Source organism: Paenibacillus ihbetae, from assembly GCF_002741055.1.
GTDB lineage: Bacteria > Bacillota > Bacilli > Paenibacillales > Paenibacillaceae > Paenibacillus_AQ > Paenibacillus_AQ ihbetae.
In genome coordinates, this window is record NZ_CP016809.1 from 4688543 (window position 1) to 4705456 (window position 16914).

The following is a 16914-nucleotide window of genomic DNA, read 5'->3' on the forward strand; positions in this document are numbered from 1 at the left end:
ACTAGGAGGTAGACTCGTGAGACAGGATAGCCGCCCGACACCGCTGTATAGATGGGGGCAGCAGATATACCGCTGCCGTAAAGCCATTGTTCTTGCCTGGTTGGCTTTGTTTTGCGTGCTGCTTCCGTTTGCGCTCAAGCTCCCGTCCATCTTGGAGCATAACGGTTTTACGCCGAAGGACAGCCCCTCTCAGGTCGGCCTCGAGAAGCTTGAAGAGGGGCTTGGCCTGTCTGCGGCCTCCCTCGATATTGTCGTCGTCAGCAGGACGAATGAGAATTTGACGGCCGGGACGGCGCAGAAGCGAATTTTGGAGGAGCTGGCACCGCTGCGGTCTCTTCCGTATGTCAGGGATATCTATATGAATACGTCCTCACGCCAGACCGGCGAGGACCATATCGTTGCGGTGAAGGTGCTTCTGAATCTGGATTCGTCGGAAGCGCTGCGGCGATTTGAGGAGATCCGCGGAAACGTGCCCGGCATTGCCGGCGCAGATACGTATATTACGGGGAATACCGCCGTATTCGCCGATATGAACGAGGCCGTGAAGAGCGACATTATCCGGGCGGAAATCATCGGCATTCCTGCTGCGCTGTTAATCCTTTTAGCGGTTTTTGGCACATGGACGGCCGCAGTCCTCCCGCTGATCGCCGGGCTTGTGAGCGTTGCAACCACGATGGGGGCTTTGTATTTCCTGGCGCTGGCGGACGGATCGATCAGCAATTTTCTGCCGAATGCCGTTACCATGCTGGGCCTGGCCGTCGGCATTGACTATGCTTTGCTGATCGTAAGCCGCTTCAAGGAAGAGCTCAGGTGCCGGGATGCGGAGAACGCCCTGGCGATTACTTGCGCCACAGCCGGAAAAGCGGTGATGTTCTCCGGGGGAGCCGTATTGATCGGATTTGCGGCGATGAGCTTTATTGATCTGCCGATTTTCCGCTCCTTCAGCATCGGAGGCATTACGGTCGTGGTCGTATCGGTGCTTGCCGGCAATACGCTGCTGCCGGCGCTGCTCGGTATGCTGGGTGACCGTATCCACGCCCTGCCCCTTCTCCCGAAGAGATATAGACTGCACCGCGAGGATGTCCGCCGATCCGGGTTCTGGCGTAACATCTCCCGATTCGTGATGGCACATCCCGTCATCATCTCCATAGCCGTTATCGCGCTGCTGTTGGCGGCCATTTATCCGGTAAGACACATGCATATTGCCATTCCGGCAGCCGAGGTGCTGCCGCCGAAATATGAATCGCGATACGGCAACGATTTAATGACGCGTGCATACGACGTGCGCGAGCTGAACTCGATTGTGGTTGCAGCGGAGCTTCCGGCCGCCTATGACGATCCCCGCAGCATCCGCGCACTAAAGGCTTATACGGACGAAGTTCGGATGATGCCCGGTGTGAAGCAGGTTGACAGTTATCTGAGCATCGGCCGGGGATCGGAAGAGGAAGTGATGAAATATTTGTCCCGGGCGGATATCCGGGAGCAGCTGGAGCAGTATCGTCTGGTTCGTGATAAAATGGCGGTTGTAGCGGTAGTCCCGGAGTACGGGGAGACGCATGCATTGACGGCTCAGCTCGTCCGGGATCTGAGAACGATGGATACGCCGGGCCTGGTGACATATGTTACCGGCAGCCCGGCTTACAAGCTCGATATTATGGACAAGATGCAGGAGCACATCGTGCTTGTGCTGGGCTTTGTATTTGCCGTGACGTATGTCATTCTGCTGATCGCATTTCGCTCCGTTCTGCTCCCTCTTAAGGCAAGCCTGATGAATATGCTCAGCCTTGGGGCAGGGCTTGGGGTCGTTGTGTGGGTGTTCCAGGAGGGAATCGGCGCGGATTGGCTCGGGGTATCTTACACGGGAACGATTTTCGCGCTGCTGCCGATTCTGATCTTTTGCGTGGTCTTCGGCATCTCCATGGATTACGAGGTCATGATGATCTCCCGGATCATGGAGAACTATGAGCGCACGGGCGATAACGAGTACGCCACAGCCGAAGGCCTTGAGAGCACGGGGGGGTTGATTACGAGCGCAGCCCTGATTCTCGCAGTGGTCGTGGGCGCATTTATTTTTACGGACAATGAAGTGATGAAGGCGATCGGGCTGGGGCTGACGGTAGCGGTGCTCCTGGACGCGACCATCATTCGGGTGCTGCTCGTACCGGCGTTTATGAAGCTGCTCGGAAAGGCCAACTGGTGGAGTCCGCGATGGCTGCTGCCGAGGAGGATGGCAGCGACGACTGCAGCAGTGACGACTGACGCGGTGACGACTGGGGAGAACCAGCCGGAGCATGCACAGAAACAGAAACCAGCTCCATAACGATGCCGGTACATGCAGAGACCTTCTATACAGATATGCTATAATCATATAATGAACCATGAACTGTCAGCCGTCCGGGTACATAAAGACGTTGTATCTGATTGAACCGGTAATTCAAAGAAATAAGGTGAGTAAACCATGAGTAATACAGCACAGCCAACATCACCGGCCCTAAGGCCGATTTCGCCGAGCTATGATCCTTGGGATCCCATCACTTCCTTGCGCCAGCATGGCAAGCATGTCCTGACCAGCGTGGAAATGACCGTAACCCATCTATGCAATATGCGCTGCGAGCACTGTGCCGTGGGGGATATGCTGGTGATGAAGGAAGCGCCGATGCTGCCGCTCGATATGATGTTAAAGCGGCTGGATGAGGTGGAGCATCTGCAGACGATCAGCCTGACTGGCGGCGAACCAGCTTTTCTTGGCAAAACGGTGGACGAAGTGATCGTGCCGCTGCTTAAATATGCCAGGGAACGGGGGATCCGGACGCAGATCAACTCCAATTTGACGCTGGATATCAGCAGATACGAGAAAATGCTGCCCTATTTGGACGTCATGCATATTTCCTTTAACTACTTAAGCGGAGACGATTTCTACGAGGTCGGTTTTGCGAACAGCGCTCGGCCGGTCTCCAAAGAAACGGCGTATCGGATGTACGATGCGATGCTGCTGAATGCGGAGAAGCTGAGTGCAGCGGGCATGTACATTTCCGCGGAATCGATGATTAACTATCGAACCCACAAGAAGCTGGGCGGAATTCATAAGCTGATCAAGGAGATGGGCTGCAAGCGGCATGAGGTGCATCCGATGTATGCTTCGAATTTTGCTTCCTCGCTGCCGGTCTTGTCGCTGGCCGATACGAAGGCAGCGATTCACGGCTTGCTGGACGCGCGTGATCCCGACATTTGGATGCTGTTCGGAACGCTGCCGTTCTTTGCCTGCAGCTCGGATGAGGATGACCAGGCACTGCTGCGCCGTCTCCGCACGGAGCGCAATGTTACGGTTCGGAACGATCCGGACGGACGTAACCGGGTAAACGTGAATTTATTCTCAGGTGACGTATACGTGACCGATTTTGCTGATATTCCGGCTTTTGGTAATATTAAAGGACAGAGGCTTGATGACATCTTTGAAGCATGGTCGACGGGACACCCGCTCAATCAGACCGTTAACTGCCATTGCGACGCGGTAAGCTGCTGCGGGCCGAACCTGCTGGTGGCGGATATGTATTACCGGGGTGTCGACTTCAAGTCCAGAAAAGCAAAGACTAACTAGAATCCGGAAAGAAGGCGTATCATCATGACAGAGGGATTTGAGGTCGGGAAACTGATTTTGAATTTGCTCTTGGTATTACTGCTAGTACTGCTGAACGGCGTGTTCGTGGCTGCCGAGTTTTCATTGGTCAAAATGCGGCAGTCGCGGCTAACCCAGCTCGTAAGCGAAGGGAACAGGCTTGCCGGCTTTGCGCTGAAGGTCAATCAGAAGCTGGACGCCTATCTGTCGGCTACGCAGCTGGGGATCACGCTCACCTCGCTGGGTCTCGGATGGATCGGAGAGCCTGCGATATCGGAGCTGCTTGTCGCCCCGATCATGCACAGCATGGGGTTTACGGATGAACGAGTCATCACGACGATCTCGGTTGCGGTCGGCTTCTGCATCATCACGTTCCTGCATATTGTATTAGGGGAGCTTGCGCCGAAATCGCTGGCCATTCAGAAAACCGAAGGCACAGCGCTGATTCTGTCGGCGCCGCTGCTCTGGTTTTACCGGATCTTTTTGCCTGTGATCTGGGTGCTTAATGCATCGGCGAACCGCATTTTGAAGCTGGTCGGCATCGAGCCTGCCAGCGAGGCGGAGGCCGCGCATTCGGAAGAAGAGATCCGCATCCTGATGAACGAGAGCGCGAAGAGCGGCGTTATCGACCAGAACGAGATGCAGCTGATGGACAACCTGTTCGATTTCGCCGATCTGAAGGCCCGTGAAATCATGCTGCCAAGAACCGACATGATCTGTCTGTTCACGAACTACACGCTCGAAGAGAATCTGCGGATTATAACCGAAACGAAGCATTCCCGCTATCCGGTCGCGACCGACAACAAGGACCGTATTATCGGATTCGTTCATATTACGGATCTTCTGCTGGCCGAGCCTGACAAGCAGCGGAATCTTGCGGCGTTGGTCAGACCGATTATGGATGTTTCCGAGTCGATGGAGATCAGCCAGGTCCTGCGCCAAATGCAAGCCAGACACGAGCAGATGGCCCTTGTCGTGGATGAATACGGAGGAACCGCAGGGATTCTGACTGCCGAGAAGATTCTGGAGGAGATCGTCGGGGACTTGTATGATGAGTTTGAAGACGAGCGCCCGGAAGTGGAAGTGCATGACCATTATATCTCCGTAGATGGACGCATGCTTATTGAGGACGTGAATGATTTGACGGGGCTCTCAATTGAAGAGCAGAACATCGATTCCATCGGCGGCTGGCTGTTCAACGCGCTGGAAGGCAATCCTGTCGTGGGGAGGAAGACAACGTTTGACGGCGTTGTGTTTGAAGTCGAGGAGTCTACCCGTCTGCGTGTAACCCGAGTCATTATTCATCAGAAGCCGGAGGTTAGTCTCTGATAGCACGGCTAGATTCTATGGATTAGGAAGTGGACTATGTCGATTAAGCAGCTGATATTTATCGCGCTGGGGCTCTTGTTGTTGTACGGTATGTTTACGGTAGGAGCGCCGTTTTTGCTGGCGATCGTCATTGCGATCTCCCTGGAGCCGCTCAACCGGCTTCTGATCAAGCGGCTTCGCTTCAAGCGCCTGGCTGCGGTGACAGTGACGAGCACGCTGTTTCTGCTGCTCCTGCTTGCGCTCGCCTATTTGATCGGGGTGCAGGTGTTCAGCCAGCTCGTTGAATATTGGAGCCGGGCACCGCAATATTTTGAAAGTGCGAACGAGTTTTTGCAGCATACGATTATACAAGCACAGGACGCGTTAAACGGCATTTCGCCAGGGCTTGCGGACAGCCTGACACAGTTTATGTCGAATATTTCATCTTATGTTCAGTCACTGGTCAACTCGGTATCTTCGGCCTTTTTGTCCTTCGCCAAATCTTTGCCGAACCTGTTTGTCACGTCTATCGTGTTCTTTGTCGCCGTGTATATGTTCGCCTACAGCCTGGACACGATGCGGGAAAAAGTACTGTCCCTGTTTGACGAGTCGTCCCAGTCCCAAGTGAATGAAGTGCTGCTCAGCTTGAAAAAATCCATTTTCGGATTTTTAAGGGCACAGCTTATCCTCAGCCTGTTCACCTATGTCATTACATTGCTCGGACTATTGGTGCTGGGGATCAATTACCCGCTCGCCATTGCGCTCCTGGTTACGATTGTCGATATCCTGCCGATTTTGGGCGTCGGCTCCGTCCTGGTGCCGTGGTCGATTTACCAGCTTGTCGTGGGGGATATCTTCACGGGAGTCGGCCTCATCCTTCTGTTCATTCTGATTACGGTCATTCGCCGGGTACTGGAGCCGAAGGTGATCGGGGATGCGGTGGGCATCGGCGCACTGCCTGCGCTGATCAGCATGTATGTCGGCTTTAAGCTGGTCGGCGTGATCGGGTTCTTTATCGGCCCGCTTGTTATTATCATCTACGCCGCTATGCGCAAGGCCGGCTTGTTCCAAATTAAAATCAAGTTTTGACACAGCTGCACCAATAGACAACCCTTTTCGCGGTTATTTTTCGCGGGAAGGGTTTTTTTGTCATTTAGAAGTTCATTTTCTGGGCGATTGACATATGTTAATTACGAAGAGCCTTGAAGAAAGATCGCAACCGTGAATAGAAGGAGGTATCCCTTTGAAGGCAAATCCAGAGGAGCGTGTATATTCCGTATTCCATTCCCCGTTTGATCCCTGCCCCCCGAAACTGTACAGAACGTATGTCGTGCCGGTCAATCAATTTATTGTCTTTCAACCGCCGGGCCTGCCGCAGTTCAGTCCTGCCGAGGCGTTAAGGCATGGAACGCTGTGGCCCGCACTGTACAGTCCGTACACATCACGTAAATTTAAAGGAGAGTGAAAGGCCGTGACTGATGGAAGACCTCAGGCCGGAGATCCGAAGTACTACGAATTGCTGGAACAGCTGCAGGCATTGGACTTTGTCCTTGTCGAGCTGAACTTGTTCCTAGACACCCATCCTGATGATCTTAAGAGCATTGAGCAGTTCAATAAGCTGACACAGGAGCGCACCGTTCTCGCGAAGCATTTCCAGGAGCTGTACGGACCGCTTCAGAATTTTGGCCGTGCTTACTCCAGATATCCGTTCGAATGGGCTCAGGGGCCATGGCCTTGGCAGGTGTAGGAGGGTTATAACGACGGGCTGCAGCCGGTGATACGACGATTAAGCGCATGCAGCCCTCAGAATCGAGAGGAGTAATGAAGGAGGCGTAAATGAGTCCATGTGGGTATATGAGAAGAAGCTTCAATATCCAGTGCGGGTAAGTAAATGCGATCCAAGAATGGCGAAATTTCTGATCGAGCAGTACGGGGGAGCAGACGGGGAGCTGGCCGCGGCGCTCCGTTATCTCAATCAGCGTTACACGATTCCGGATAAGGTAATCGGTGTGCTCAATGATATCGGGACGGAGGAATTTGCCCATCTGGAGATGATTGCCACGATGGTGTTCAAGCTGACGAAGGACGCAACCGTGCAGGAGCTTGAGGCGGCGGGACTCGGCGCACACTATGCGAATCATGATAATGCGCTCTTCTATGAGAATGCGGCCGGGGTTCCCTGGACCGCGAGCTATATTCAGGCCAAGGGGGATCCGATCGCCGATTTATATGAGGATATTGCGGCAGAAGAGAAAGCACGCGCTACATATCAGTGGCTGATCGATATGACAGACGATGTGGATTTGCAGGACAGTCTCAAGTTTTTGCGTGAACGCGAAATTATCCATTCGATCCGTTTCCGGGAAGCGGTGGAGATCATCAAAGAGGACCGGGCGACGAAGAAAATCTTCTAACCCCATAAGGGAGCATGCAAGATCCCAGCAGGAGGAAAAAGACAGGCCGGAGGGCAAGGATGCTCTCGTGCAGCCTGTCTTTGTCATGGGTATCGCTTGCATATCCCTAAGACGATGCCAACGGTCGGGAAGCCCTCCCGCATCACCCTTGCATCAATCCGGCCGGCGGACCGGGTGGAGGTAGGGCAAGCTGACTTTGAATGTCGTCCCGTGTCCGATCCGGCTCTCCACCTCGATCGCCCCTCCATGGGAAACAACCAGCTCCTTGGCGATGGCTAGCCCCAGCCCCATGCCGCCTTGATGACGGGCACGCGCTTGGTCGGTACGGTAAAAGCGGTTAAAGAGATGGGGAAGATGCTGCTCGTCGATCCCCGGGCCCGAATCCCGGATATCGATACGAAGCCGCTTCGAGTCGGCATCTTCATGAAGCGAAACGGAGATGTCCCCGCCTTCCGGCGTGTACCGGACCGCGTTGATCAGAAGATTCAGAAATACTTGCGTGATCCGGTTTGGATCGACCGGAACCGTCGTATGGGCCGTTGTGCTCGTGAACCGTACGATCAAAGCTTTGTCCTCGGTTTCGGGCGAGATCCGATCGATAAGCCGCTGCAGCAGCTTGGTCATATCGCAAGACTTCACGTCCAACTGGAGCTTGCCTGCCTCTGCAAGGGACAGCTGATGCAGATCACCTACCAGCCGGGTCAGGCGAATCAGCTCGTCCTGAACCGGAAGCAGGTCCGTAGGCTCGATCGGTTGTCCGGATTGCTGCAGAAGATCAAGCTTGCCGCGGACGATGGTCAGCGGGGTGCGAAGCTCGTGGGCGACATCCGCAGCCAGATTGCGGCGGACAATTTCGGCTTGCTTCAGCTTGGCAGACATGCCGTTAAAGGCCAGCACCACCTTTCCGTATTCATCCTTCGAGACGACCGGAGCCTGGATGCCGTATTCGCCCTTCCCCAGGCGGTCAATGAACGGGATCAGCGCTCGAAGCGGCGCCGTCAGCCTTCCGGATATCCAATAGGCCGCCCCGAGCGACAGCAGCACGAACAAGAGCGCGCCGCCCCCCAGCAAAATCGCGATGGAGGTCGGCGTTCCAATCCGCAGCTTGGTCAGATTGGCTATATCCGTATCATAGTAATAGAGCTGCCCGATGAGCTTCCCGTCGGCCGTAAGCTCCCGCATTACGCCCAGGTTCCGGATCAGTTTGGGCGGAGCTGTCCCTTGGTGCAGCAATAAGGCTTGGTCCGGGGATACGAGCAGAATGCTTTCCTCGTGATCGGTGTTCCGCCCGGGCTCCTGCAAGCTTACCTCGGCCTCTGCGCCTTCGAAGCTCCTCCCGTTCTCTGTATAGTAGCGTGTCAGACTCTCCGATATTTCCGAGAGCTCCTCCTTGCGGGAAGTATGCAGCATCACGTCCATAGAGTCGCGGATCACGATGTAGGTCAGCAGAACGAAAACCGCACTCATCCCTACGATGAACGATGCGATCACGAGGAAAATTTTACGTCCCGCACTCATGGCTGCTCAAACCGATAACCGAATCCGTATACGGTTTTGATATAGACGGGGGCGGCCGGGTCATCCTCGATTTTTTTACGAATCCGGCTGATGTGGGCATCCGCGGTTCGCTCGTCATTGTAGATGTCATCCTCGCCTGCCGCTTGCAGCAGCTGCAGCCTGCTGTATACGACCTCCGGCCTTGCAGCGAGCGTGAGCAATATTTTGAACTCGGTCGGCGTCAATTGCAGCTCCCGGCCGCCCTTCCACACGCGGCATGAGGATTCCGAGATCGTGAGCTCTCCCCGTATCATCTTGTCTTCATGCACCATGTCCTGCTGATCCATCCGTCGCAGCACCGATCGGATTCTGGCTGCAAGCTCCCGCAAAGAAAACGGCTTTGTCACATAATCGTCGGCGCCGACCTCCAGCCCGATCAATTTATCCGTTTCCTCGATCCGGGCGGTCACCATAATGATGCCGACCCGGCTCGTTTTTCGCAGCTCCCGGCATACCTCGATTCCGCTCATTTCCGGCAGCATCCAGTCCAGAATGACCAGGGACGGCTTAAACTGCTTGGCTTTGTCCAGCCCTTCTTTCCCCGAGGCCGCCGTTATAATCCGAAATCCCTCCTGACGGAGGAAGGGCTCCATAAACTCGATAACCTTACGTTCGTCATCCACGAGCAGCAGCGTATGCGCCATTGCGTAATTCCCCCTCCTATGTTGGGCCAAGCAGGTGCATGACCTCGATTTCCCCCCATTATATACGGTTTCCAGCCGTCATTGGAAAATTTCACGCAACCCGCAACGGATCGTCACAGATTCACAACATGACGGTGATAGGATGGTGGCATGAAGCACTGATGATCGAGAAAGGAACAGGATGATGAAGGAAAAAGGGATTTCAAAAGGAAGGGTGTCCTTCTTTAGAGGGGCGTTCCTCGGATTGGCCTGGGTGCTTGCGGCCTGTATCGTGGTTCAAACCCTGATTGCGGGGATGGCGCTGTTTCGCGACGGATCGATGTGGAGAAGCCATGTCATGTTTGTTCATATCTTTGAGATCGTACCGCTGCTGATGCTGGTTGCCGCATTCGCGGGGAGCATGGCGGCCCGTTACAAATGGAGCTCGCTGGCGCTGCTATTGCTCGTTTTCGCACAGTATGTCACGGCCAATGTTCCGACAGCAGGCGCATTGCACCCTGTCTTGGCGATCTCCATGTTCTGGCTGGCGGTGGAGACAGCTCGCGCAGCCGGTCGAGGCCTCCGGAGGGGGAAGGAGACCGGGGCATGAGAAGCTTTCGGCTTCTGGTTACGGCCCTGGCTTGCGGGTTTGCAGGAGGCGCTGTATTGAAGCATCTGATTGCGATTGCAGGCCGCCTGCTCTGCGAAGGCGATATGCCCCTGCCTCGAGGGCTGGACTTTCTGCCGGTGATTTCGTCGATTCTGTGCGCAGTCACCGTCATGGTCTGGCAGCCAAGGCAGGAAGAAATGAAGTAAAGTAAAGTGAAGTGAATTGATTTGAATCCGCGAACCAAGGGATGTCATCCCTCTACGAGAAGCGACACCCACACCAGCAACGCATACACGAGCAGAGGGAGCGCGATTCCTGCAGACATCAGGAGCCAGATGAACGGTGTTCGAACCATCTCGCCTACAACCTGCAAAGAACTGCGGACATACCGTTCTTTACGCAAACGGCTGATCATCTTCTTTAAGATGGCGGCCTGTTCGTCTTGTTCGTAGCGGTTAAGCTCCTTCAGCAGCTCCGATTCCAGACGATGAATGTTCTGGGTCTGGGAAGATTCGTTCGGCAAGGACATCTTCCTCATCCTTTCGTTATTCCTCTATAGGTTATAACCACAACAAGTCCTCGGAAGTTACGGGTTAATTATGCCATGTGCAAGAAATGTCGTTTGCAGTTGAGAATGCCTTCCTTTATGATGGGGGAAGACAGAGATAAATCATAGGAGTGAAAGGAAGGACCAGACTTGGAAAAAACCGCAACGTTGATCAAACCGGAAGCGATGATTTTCGACATGGACGGAACCCTGTTTCAAACGGAGACGCTTTTGCTGCCCGCCTATCACAAGCTGTTTGACATTTTGCGAGAAGAGGGCCATTACGAAGGCGAGACGCCGGATGAGGAGCTCATGCTTAGCTGCCTGGGGATGCTCCTTCCGGATATCTGGAAGAAGGTCCTGCCGGATGGTACGCCTGAGGCTCACCGGAGAGCGGACGAGCTGCTGCTTCAGCTGGAGCTTGAAGGCTTGAAGAATGAGGCTGCCGTTCTGTACCCCGGTGTTAAGGAAACACTGGAGGAGCTGCGCCGCCGCGGTGTCCGTCTGTTCGTAGCGAGCAACGGACTGGAGCATTATGTGAAGGGCATTGCCGAAGCAAGAGGAATCATGCCGCTTTTTGAAGGAATATACAGTGCGGGCGAGCATCAAACATCGACGAAGGTCGACCTTGTAAGACTGCTGCTGGATCAGCATGACATCGGACAAGCTTGGATGGTCGGCGACCGTTCATCCGATGTTGAGGCAGGCAAGGAGAACGGACAGACGGTCATCGGCTGTCACTATGCGGGATTCGGGGCGGATCAGGAGCTTAAGGGAGCGGATGTTGTCATCCATTCGTTCTCCCAGCTGCTCCGGCTGCACGATCAGGCGGAGTAAGACGGACGACGAATCGAATCAAAAAGGCTGTGTCCTAGGAGACTCTCCTTGGACAACAGCCTTTTTGCCGTGCTGCTATTGCTCATGTCCGCACGATTTCCGGCTAAGCATTCTTTGCCGCTTTCCTATGGTTGTAGACATACAGCGCGTATTCAAGCGGTCTCACGATGGATACGCGGTAAGCTTCCAGATCTCCGACCTGTGAGAACACTTCCCGGGAAGGCTTCGGATTGACCTCGATCAGAAGGACTCTGCCCGATTTATCGACCGCCAAATCGAGGGCGATCTCGCACAGCCCCCCGTACTGACCGTCCAGGAATTGCGCGATGTCGACGCCCAGCTGGCCGGCATCCTCCCGGACCTTGAGCCGTTTGGCCGGATCCGAGATCCACTTTTCCAGCAGCTCCTCCATCATGGCGGCACGGCCGCCGCCGTGCAGATTGGAGGTTACGCTCTTCGGCGGCCCGATGCGCCCGACGCAGCCGGTCACTTCCCACTGGCCGGAACCGTTTTTCTGAACGAGCATCCGATAGTCATGCACCCGGCCGTCCGGGAGCTCCAGCTGGATTCCCTCCTGAACCAGGTATCGGTCCTTCAAGCCCCAGCCTGACAAATACTGGCCAAGGAACCCTGAGGGCATCCGCTTCGGCTTGATGATGGTGCGGTTGGCGTTGCGGCCACGAACTTCATAAGTGCCGGGAACACCGGGAATGCGGGAAATTCTTAATATGCCGCGTCCGCCGGTGCCGTTGATCGGTTTAAAATAGACCGTCTCATGGTCCTTCAGCATGCGGTGGACGTCATTCACACTTTGTACGATCCGCGTATCCGGCAAGTGCGGGCGGAAACGCTTTTTCGTATATAAAATCTGATGAATCGTCCATTTGTTCCGGAGGGGCCGGTTGAGGAACAGCAGGTGCCGGTATCGCGCCCGGAACCGCAGCAGCTGCTGGAAGCGGGCGCTTTTTTGAATGCGGCACCGGTCGAAGATCATATGCGGAAACGGCCGCCATCTGCGGCTCCACCTGCGGGATGCCGGATCATATTCCATCGCGTTGATCAAGCCTTGCGCCGAATTGACGTCCGCGGGGGTGAACACAAATAGATCGAGCCCGAGCGCTTTCCCTTCCTTGATCATATGCTCGTAGATATGCCGCTCTTCCAGTCTTTTTCGGTCATCGAGGTAAAGCGTCATGATTCCTAAGACAGGTTTGGACACAAAAATTCACCTTCTTGAATAGATTCAGACATCACAGCGAAAGGAGCTTGAGGGAGCGCCCATGACTCCGTTCAAAACCAGCGTAGGCTTGCCGGTGGGGCCGAGTTCGATTTCAGTCGCTTGCAGACCTGCCTGAAAGCATATTTTAAGGCTTGCGATATGGTCGGCGGCCACCTTGCAGCGAAGCCGCCCGAGCCGGCTCAGCTGAGAGCGGATCAGGGATGAACCGATTCCTCTGCTTCGGTAGAGCGGATGAACGGCAATCAGGCATGCGCTTTCCCCGTAATCCTCTGCATAGCACATCCCGATCGGAATGCTGCCCACATCGCCGCGAACGGTGGCAGCGATGATGGAGGTGCCGGGCTCCTTCAATTGCTCATAGGTCAGCGAGCCGAGGCGCTGGACGCCGTCGAGGGTCAGTCGCTTGCTGCCGTAACGCCGGAAAAAGTCCCGGCACTGCTGCCGGACATACGGCCATTCATCCGGATGCGAGAGTGAGAGCTGCGTGATTTCCACATGATCCCTCCTTTCGTGGAATCGCCGATTGGTCCGGCGGACCGGACCTATCGTTGATTGATCAGATAGCTGGAGTACTGGAATATCCGCTCCAGCGATTTTTTGCGAATGGCAGGCTCATCAAACTTCATCGGTCTTGAGTTGGCTTCGAAGAACCAAAGGATGCCGTCGCTGTCGATGCCCAGATCCATGGACATTTCGCCGTGCGCATAGCCGGAGCATTTCTCGATTTGCCTAGCGATATGCAGGGCGGCTTTTCGGACTTCGCCCAGAATCGTTTCGGCCTGATCCTGGCCGAATACAAGCGGCAGCAGCTTCTCGGGGTCCTCGATCGTTCCCCCGCGCGGAACGTGCGTGGTAATGCTCTTGGCCCCGGCCATGCGGGCGCCGATTCCGGTTACGGCCCAATTGCCGGAATCCGTCTTCTGGACGAGAATGCGCAGATCAAATGCCCGGCCGTGCACCTGTGCAAGCTCAATGCCCTGCTGGATCAGATACGAGCTTCCCTTCGTTTCTTGATAGATCCGGTTCCACAGCCGCTCGATGGAGGCCGCTTTGTAGGTCGTGCTGTTCTTGTGGTTCTGAATCTGGATGCGGTAAGGGAGCGGGCGGTTTTTCTGGAACCGTATGCTCATGATGCCTTGCCCGGCTTTACCGTCCTCCGGCTTCAGGTACAGATAGGGCTTTCTCCGGATCATCTCATGCAGCGTGGGGAATCCTTTGAGACGCTTGGTGAGCGGCGTCCACTGCTTGGTCAGGCGCGATTTGTTCAGCCATGAGAACAGCCGCCACTTATTGAAGAAGTACGGGTTGTAGATGTCGATCCGCGGATGCTTCTGGATCTCCTTGATTTTTCGCCGTACCCATGGAAGAGCCTCATCATCGCGGTTGGGAATCCGGTTATAGATGACCTGGGGCAGAGGACACAGCTTCTGCTCCCAGGATTGATCACCGCTGTTGAACATATAGCCTCTAACTGTCGGGGACTGGAGCTTAAGATCACGCACGGTTACGACATAGACCAGAAAGCCCATGTCTTTGCCGGTCTTGATGATTTCTTGAAAGTTCTGACGGTTGCCCCTGAACAGGTTGCTCTGCGGATCATGCATGGTCAATATCGCTACGACCGGTTTCCCATCTCCTTCAAGTCGACTGGTCACGAGTCATTCCCCCTGTGAAATCCGGCCAGATACGTGCTGTACTCCATCACATGATCAACCGACGCTCTGCCTTCTCCCTTGAGCGCAGGATGATTGAAGATCGATCTGCCCGGCTTGGAATTCGCTTCAAACATCCATATTTTCCCGCTGTCGTCAATCCCGATGTCAAATCCGATTTCACCCAGAAGATGAGCGTGGTGGTTTTCGATAGCCTCCGACATGGCAATCGATGCTTCCTTGGCCCGTTCAAGCACTTCATTCGCTCTTGAACCGAAGGCGCGGGAGAGCGCTTGCTCCGGGGTCAGCAGGGAGCCGCCGTTTTTGATATGCGTTGTCACGCTGCCCCTTCCCGCTTTTTTGGCTCCAATCCCGACAGGGGTCCAGCGGTTTCTGCCATTTTTGTGCATATGAAAGCGGAAGTCGATCGGGCAGCCGTCGATTTCGATCAGCCGGATTCCCTGCTGGATCACGTAGCTCTTCAGCTTGGATCCGTGCTTGGATTGAAGCATCCGCATCAGGCTGCCGAAGCTCGGAAACTTGAGCAGCGTATTGCCGCCGTTGCCGTGGTACCGAGCGTAATATCCCTTTTTCGGGAGATAGGTTAACCGGTAAATGCCGAGGCCCAGGCTGCCGGCGGACGGCTTGTAGTAAACGAAATGATGGCGCTCCATCATATCCTTGATCCGCTCCGGGCTCGGATTGTTATAGGTTTCCGGCAAATATTTGCCGGCCTGCACGTCGCCGTCCAGCTTTGAATAGATATCGGATTTATTAAAGAAGCACCAATTGAAGAATTTGATATTCCGCTTGAGGAACCGATCTCTTAATTGATTGGTAAAGGGCGAGAAGTCGGTTTTTCGGCTTGGAAGCCGGTTATAGACTACATCCGGCAGCGGCACCGTCTTACGGACAAAGCCGCCGCCCGTGCCCAGCATATAGCCCTGCACGGTATTTCGCTGCCAATTGATGTCCCGCGGCGTGAACGCATATACGAACACCTTCTTGTTGCCCTCCCGCAGAAGCTGCCGGATATACGAGGTGCGGGCGCCGAAGGGACTGGAAGGATTGTGAGGTCCGTCGGACAGCACGCCGACCACCGGACCGAGCTCGACTTCGCCGTCGCGCGGGGAATGGATATAGACCGGCCCGGATCTGGGGACATGGAGATGGTTTCGCGTGCCGGCACTCACATAAATATGCTTTCCCGATCGGTCAATCGGCTTCACCACGGCGTTCACCGAATCGGTGCCGATGCGGAGCCTGATCGTTTTCCTGCTCGAGAGCCCCAAGCTTTTCATTAAGGAACCGGACAAAAAGACGACTTTTTCGGGCTGCTGCGAGAAATGAATATTACCGAAATTCAAACTCATGTATTTACCCTCCTAAGTTGTCGAAGCAATAAATAACGGGCATATTGAACCGGATGTTCGACGGACAGCCGTGCAGCCTTGGAATCTCCTGTCAGCACGAATGCGCGCCGGCCCGGCTTGGAATTAGCCTCAAGGATCCACACCCTCCCCCGGGTATCCACCCCGAAATCGATCCCGAGCTCCCCAAGCCGGCCGAAGCCTTCTTCAAGAAGAGGCGGAATCCGGGCGGACAATTTCCGGATGGTGTCCATAATCGCCAGCGCCTTCTCTTCCCCGAATTCGGATATTAAATAAGGAAGGGCCGGATAGGCTGTGCCGCCTCCGTGAAGGTTGGAGGTCATACCTTGCTCGGCGCCTTGGCGAACCGCAATGCCCGTTATGGACCAGATGCCCCGGTCATTTTTCTGTACGAGTGAACGGACGTCATAGGGGTTCCCGTCTTGGTTATGAAGCCGCAGGTAAGGCTGTATGATAAACCTGCGCCTTCCGGTAAAGCTTCTGACCCAGTTGTTCAGCTCCTGTACCGGAACGGCCTGCCGGAATATCGTATTGCTTCGATCTCTTCCTTGCAGCAAGGCGGTATGGTTATCTTTCAAGGAGATATATATTGAATGGCGCCCATGGGAGCCTCCACTGGGCTTCATGAAGATGCTGCCGTTCAGCGCAAGCAGCGCCCTGCTTAGTGAATCGGCTCCGGCATAACGTATCGTTGCCGGCAAGTGAGGTCTCAGCAGCGGGGATCGCTTGAGCAGCTGATGCACCTTCGCCTTGCCCGGCAATCCGCGCGACCATAGCTTGGATCCCTGCTGCGACAAGCGGCTGATCCATTCGCCGGCGGCTGCCGATTCATGGGGGCTGCCGTGCAGGCAGCGGTCATAAATGACGTCAGGCAGCGGGAAGCTCCCGCTGATCCAGCCGTCGCCCGGATCGAAACGATATCCCTTGATGCTGGCTGCCCGGTTGCCGGCGGCAGGAAGGCCTGCGTCCTCATCCGGACAAAAAACAAATACCTTCATTCCGAGCTTCTCCGCTGCCAAGCTGAGTTCCCGTAAATAGTGCTTCTCGGCAAAGGGAGGCGAGCCCGGTCTGCGGCATGCCATGACACCGATGGTGCCGTTTATGCTAGAAGACATAGGT

Annotated in this window: 18 protein-coding genes; 10 read left to right on the plus strand and 8 right to left on the minus strand. The window is 55.1% G+C overall.

All coding sequences use genetic code 11. From position 1 onward, the window contains the following. The first annotated feature begins 16 nt into the window (after nucleotides 1-16). The 7 genes from BBD41_RS21060 (at nucleotide 17) to BBD41_RS21090 (ending at nucleotide 7338) form a co-directional block, all read left to right on the plus strand. Nucleotides 17-2320, plus strand: coding sequence for an MMPL family transporter (locus tag BBD41_RS21060; protein ID WP_099478633.1), 2304 nt, complete (start codon nucleotides 17-19; stop codon nucleotides 2318-2320). 138 nt (nucleotides 2321-2458) lie between these two features. After that, on the plus strand, nucleotides 2459-3598 hold the full coding sequence (gene yfkAB, locus BBD41_RS21065; protein WP_099478634.1) for a radical SAM/CxCxxxxC motif protein YfkAB: 1140 nt from the start codon (nucleotides 2459-2461) through the stop codon (nucleotides 3596-3598). A 24-nt stretch (nucleotides 3599-3622) separates the two neighbouring features. Then, a complete protein-coding gene (locus BBD41_RS21070; protein ID WP_099478635.1) occupies nucleotides 3623-4945 on the plus strand; it encodes a hemolysin family protein in 1323 nt (440 codons plus the stop codon). A gap of 36 nt (nucleotides 4946-4981) precedes the next feature. Beyond that, nucleotides 4982-6013 carry a sporulation integral membrane protein YtvI gene (gene ytvI, locus BBD41_RS21075; RefSeq protein ID WP_077567772.1) on the plus strand — a complete coding sequence of 344 codons (1032 nt, stop codon included), beginning with the start codon at nucleotides 4982-4984 and terminating at the stop codon, nucleotides 6011-6013. A gap of 154 nt (nucleotides 6014-6167) precedes the next feature. Next, nucleotides 6168-6389, plus strand: coding sequence for a spore coat associated protein CotJA (locus BBD41_RS21080; protein ID WP_077567771.1), 222 nt, complete (start codon nucleotides 6168-6170; stop codon nucleotides 6387-6389). A gap of 6 nt (nucleotides 6390-6395) precedes the next feature. Then, a complete protein-coding gene (locus tag BBD41_RS21085) occupies nucleotides 6396-6671 on the plus strand; it encodes a spore coat protein CotJB (RefSeq protein WP_077567770.1) in 276 nt (91 codons plus the stop codon). A 97-nt stretch (nucleotides 6672-6768) separates the two neighbouring features. Next, a complete protein-coding gene (locus BBD41_RS21090) occupies nucleotides 6769-7338 on the plus strand; it encodes a manganese catalase family protein (protein WP_077567769.1) in 570 nt (189 codons plus the stop codon). A gap of 153 nt (nucleotides 7339-7491) precedes the next feature. Here BBD41_RS21090 and BBD41_RS21095 read toward each other — a convergent pair whose 3' ends face one another. Then, complete coding sequence (locus BBD41_RS21095) at nucleotides 7492-8856, minus strand: sensor histidine kinase (protein ID WP_099478636.1); 1365 nt, start codon at nucleotides 8854-8856, stop codon at nucleotides 7492-7494. Continuing rightward, nucleotides 8853-9539, minus strand: a complete 687-nt coding sequence (locus BBD41_RS21100) for a response regulator (protein ID WP_099478637.1) — start codon at nucleotides 9537-9539, stop codon at nucleotides 8853-8855. The genes BBD41_RS21095 and BBD41_RS21100 overlap by 4 nt, the downstream gene beginning before the upstream one ends. Before the next feature lie 181 nt (nucleotides 9540-9720). Between BBD41_RS21100 and BBD41_RS21105 the strand changes: the two genes are divergently transcribed. Together BBD41_RS21105 and BBD41_RS21110 are read left to right on the plus strand one after the other, a co-directional pair. Further along, the gene (locus tag BBD41_RS21105) at nucleotides 9721-10128 is read left to right on the plus strand and encodes a DUF6220 domain-containing protein (protein WP_237086848.1); all 408 of its coding nucleotides are present in this window, start codon (nucleotides 9721-9723) and stop codon (nucleotides 10126-10128) included. Next, nucleotides 10125-10334 carry a DUF5957 family protein gene (locus tag BBD41_RS21110; RefSeq protein ID WP_099478638.1) on the plus strand — a complete coding sequence of 70 codons (210 nt, stop codon included), beginning with the start codon at nucleotides 10125-10127 and terminating at the stop codon, nucleotides 10332-10334. The genes BBD41_RS21105 and BBD41_RS21110 overlap by 4 nt, the downstream gene beginning before the upstream one ends. 44 nt (nucleotides 10335-10378) lie before the next feature. Here BBD41_RS21110 and BBD41_RS21115 read toward each other — a convergent pair whose 3' ends face one another. After that, nucleotides 10379-10666 carry a hypothetical protein gene (locus BBD41_RS21115; RefSeq protein ID WP_237086850.1) on the minus strand — a complete coding sequence of 96 codons (288 nt, stop codon included), beginning with the start codon at nucleotides 10664-10666 and terminating at the stop codon, nucleotides 10379-10381. A 159-nt stretch (nucleotides 10667-10825) separates the two neighbouring features. Here BBD41_RS21115 and BBD41_RS21120 point away from each other — a divergent pair, with 159 nt between their 5' ends. Further along, a complete protein-coding gene (locus tag BBD41_RS21120; RefSeq protein ID WP_099478639.1) occupies nucleotides 10826-11512 on the plus strand; it encodes an HAD family hydrolase in 687 nt (228 codons plus the stop codon). Between the two features lie 103 nt (nucleotides 11513-11615). On the opposite strand, the gene BBD41_RS21125 is transcribed toward BBD41_RS21120, so the two are convergent. From BBD41_RS21125 to BBD41_RS21145, 5 genes are read right to left on the minus strand one after another with little or no spacing between them, the layout of a single operon-like run. After that, nucleotides 11616-12731, minus strand: a complete 1116-nt coding sequence (locus tag BBD41_RS21125; protein ID WP_099478640.1) for a YheC/YheD family endospore coat-associated protein — start codon at nucleotides 12729-12731, stop codon at nucleotides 11616-11618. A gap of 24 nt (nucleotides 12732-12755) precedes the next feature. Then, a complete protein-coding gene (locus tag BBD41_RS21130) occupies nucleotides 12756-13247 on the minus strand; it encodes a GNAT family N-acetyltransferase (protein ID WP_099478641.1) in 492 nt (163 codons plus the stop codon). Between the two features lie 47 nt (nucleotides 13248-13294). Further along, on the minus strand, nucleotides 13295-14407 hold the full coding sequence (locus tag BBD41_RS21135) for a YheC/YheD family endospore coat-associated protein (RefSeq protein WP_077567762.1): 1113 nt from the start codon (nucleotides 14405-14407) through the stop codon (nucleotides 13295-13297). Then, nucleotides 14404-15777 carry a YheC/YheD family endospore coat-associated protein gene (locus tag BBD41_RS21140; protein ID WP_077567761.1) on the minus strand — a complete coding sequence of 458 codons (1374 nt, stop codon included), beginning with the start codon at nucleotides 15775-15777 and terminating at the stop codon, nucleotides 14404-14406. Before BBD41_RS21140 ends, BBD41_RS21135 begins: the two co-directional genes overlap by 4 nt. After that, complete coding sequence (locus BBD41_RS21145) at nucleotides 15774-16910, minus strand: YheC/YheD family endospore coat-associated protein (RefSeq protein ID WP_099478642.1); 1137 nt, start codon at nucleotides 16908-16910, stop codon at nucleotides 15774-15776. The genes BBD41_RS21140 and BBD41_RS21145 overlap by 4 nt, the downstream gene beginning before the upstream one ends. Between the last annotated feature and the right edge of the window lie 4 nt (nucleotides 16911-16914).

Bases quoted from the DNA above. Each gene is read 5' to 3' on its own strand.
- yfkAB (WP_099478634.1), top strand. From the start codon at position 2,459: ATGAGTAATACAGCACAGCCAACATCACCGGCCCTAAGGCCGATTTCG.
- BBD41_RS21100 (WP_099478637.1), bottom strand. From the start codon at position 9,539: ATGGCGCATACGCTGCTGCTCGTGGATGACGAACGTAAGGTTATCGAG.
- BBD41_RS21145 (WP_099478642.1), bottom strand. From the start codon at position 16,910: ATGTCTTCTAGCATAAACGGCACCATCGGTGTCATGGCATGCCGCAGA.
- ytvI (WP_077567772.1), top strand. From the start codon at position 4,982: ATGTCGATTAAGCAGCTGATATTTATCGCGCTGGGGCTCTTGTTGTTG.
- BBD41_RS21095 (WP_099478636.1), bottom strand. From the start codon at position 8,856: ATGAGTGCGGGACGTAAAATTTTCCTCGTGATCGCATCGTTCATCGTA.
- BBD41_RS21105 (WP_237086848.1), top strand. From the start codon at position 9,721: ATGATGAAGGAAAAAGGGATTTCAAAAGGAAGGGTGTCCTTCTTTAGA.
- BBD41_RS21110 (WP_099478638.1), top strand. From the start codon at position 10,125: ATGAGAAGCTTTCGGCTTCTGGTTACGGCCCTGGCTTGCGGGTTTGCA.
- BBD41_RS21090 (WP_077567769.1), top strand. From the start codon at position 6,769: ATGTGGGTATATGAGAAGAAGCTTCAATATCCAGTGCGGGTAAGTAAA.
- BBD41_RS21070 (WP_099478635.1), top strand. From the start codon at position 3,623: ATGACAGAGGGATTTGAGGTCGGGAAACTGATTTTGAATTTGCTCTTG.
- BBD41_RS21115 (WP_237086850.1), bottom strand. From the start codon at position 10,666: ATGAGGAAGATGTCCTTGCCGAACGAATCTTCCCAGACCCAGAACATT.
- BBD41_RS21140 (WP_077567761.1), bottom strand. From the start codon at position 15,777: ATGAGTTTGAATTTCGGTAATATTCATTTCTCGCAGCAGCCCGAAAAA.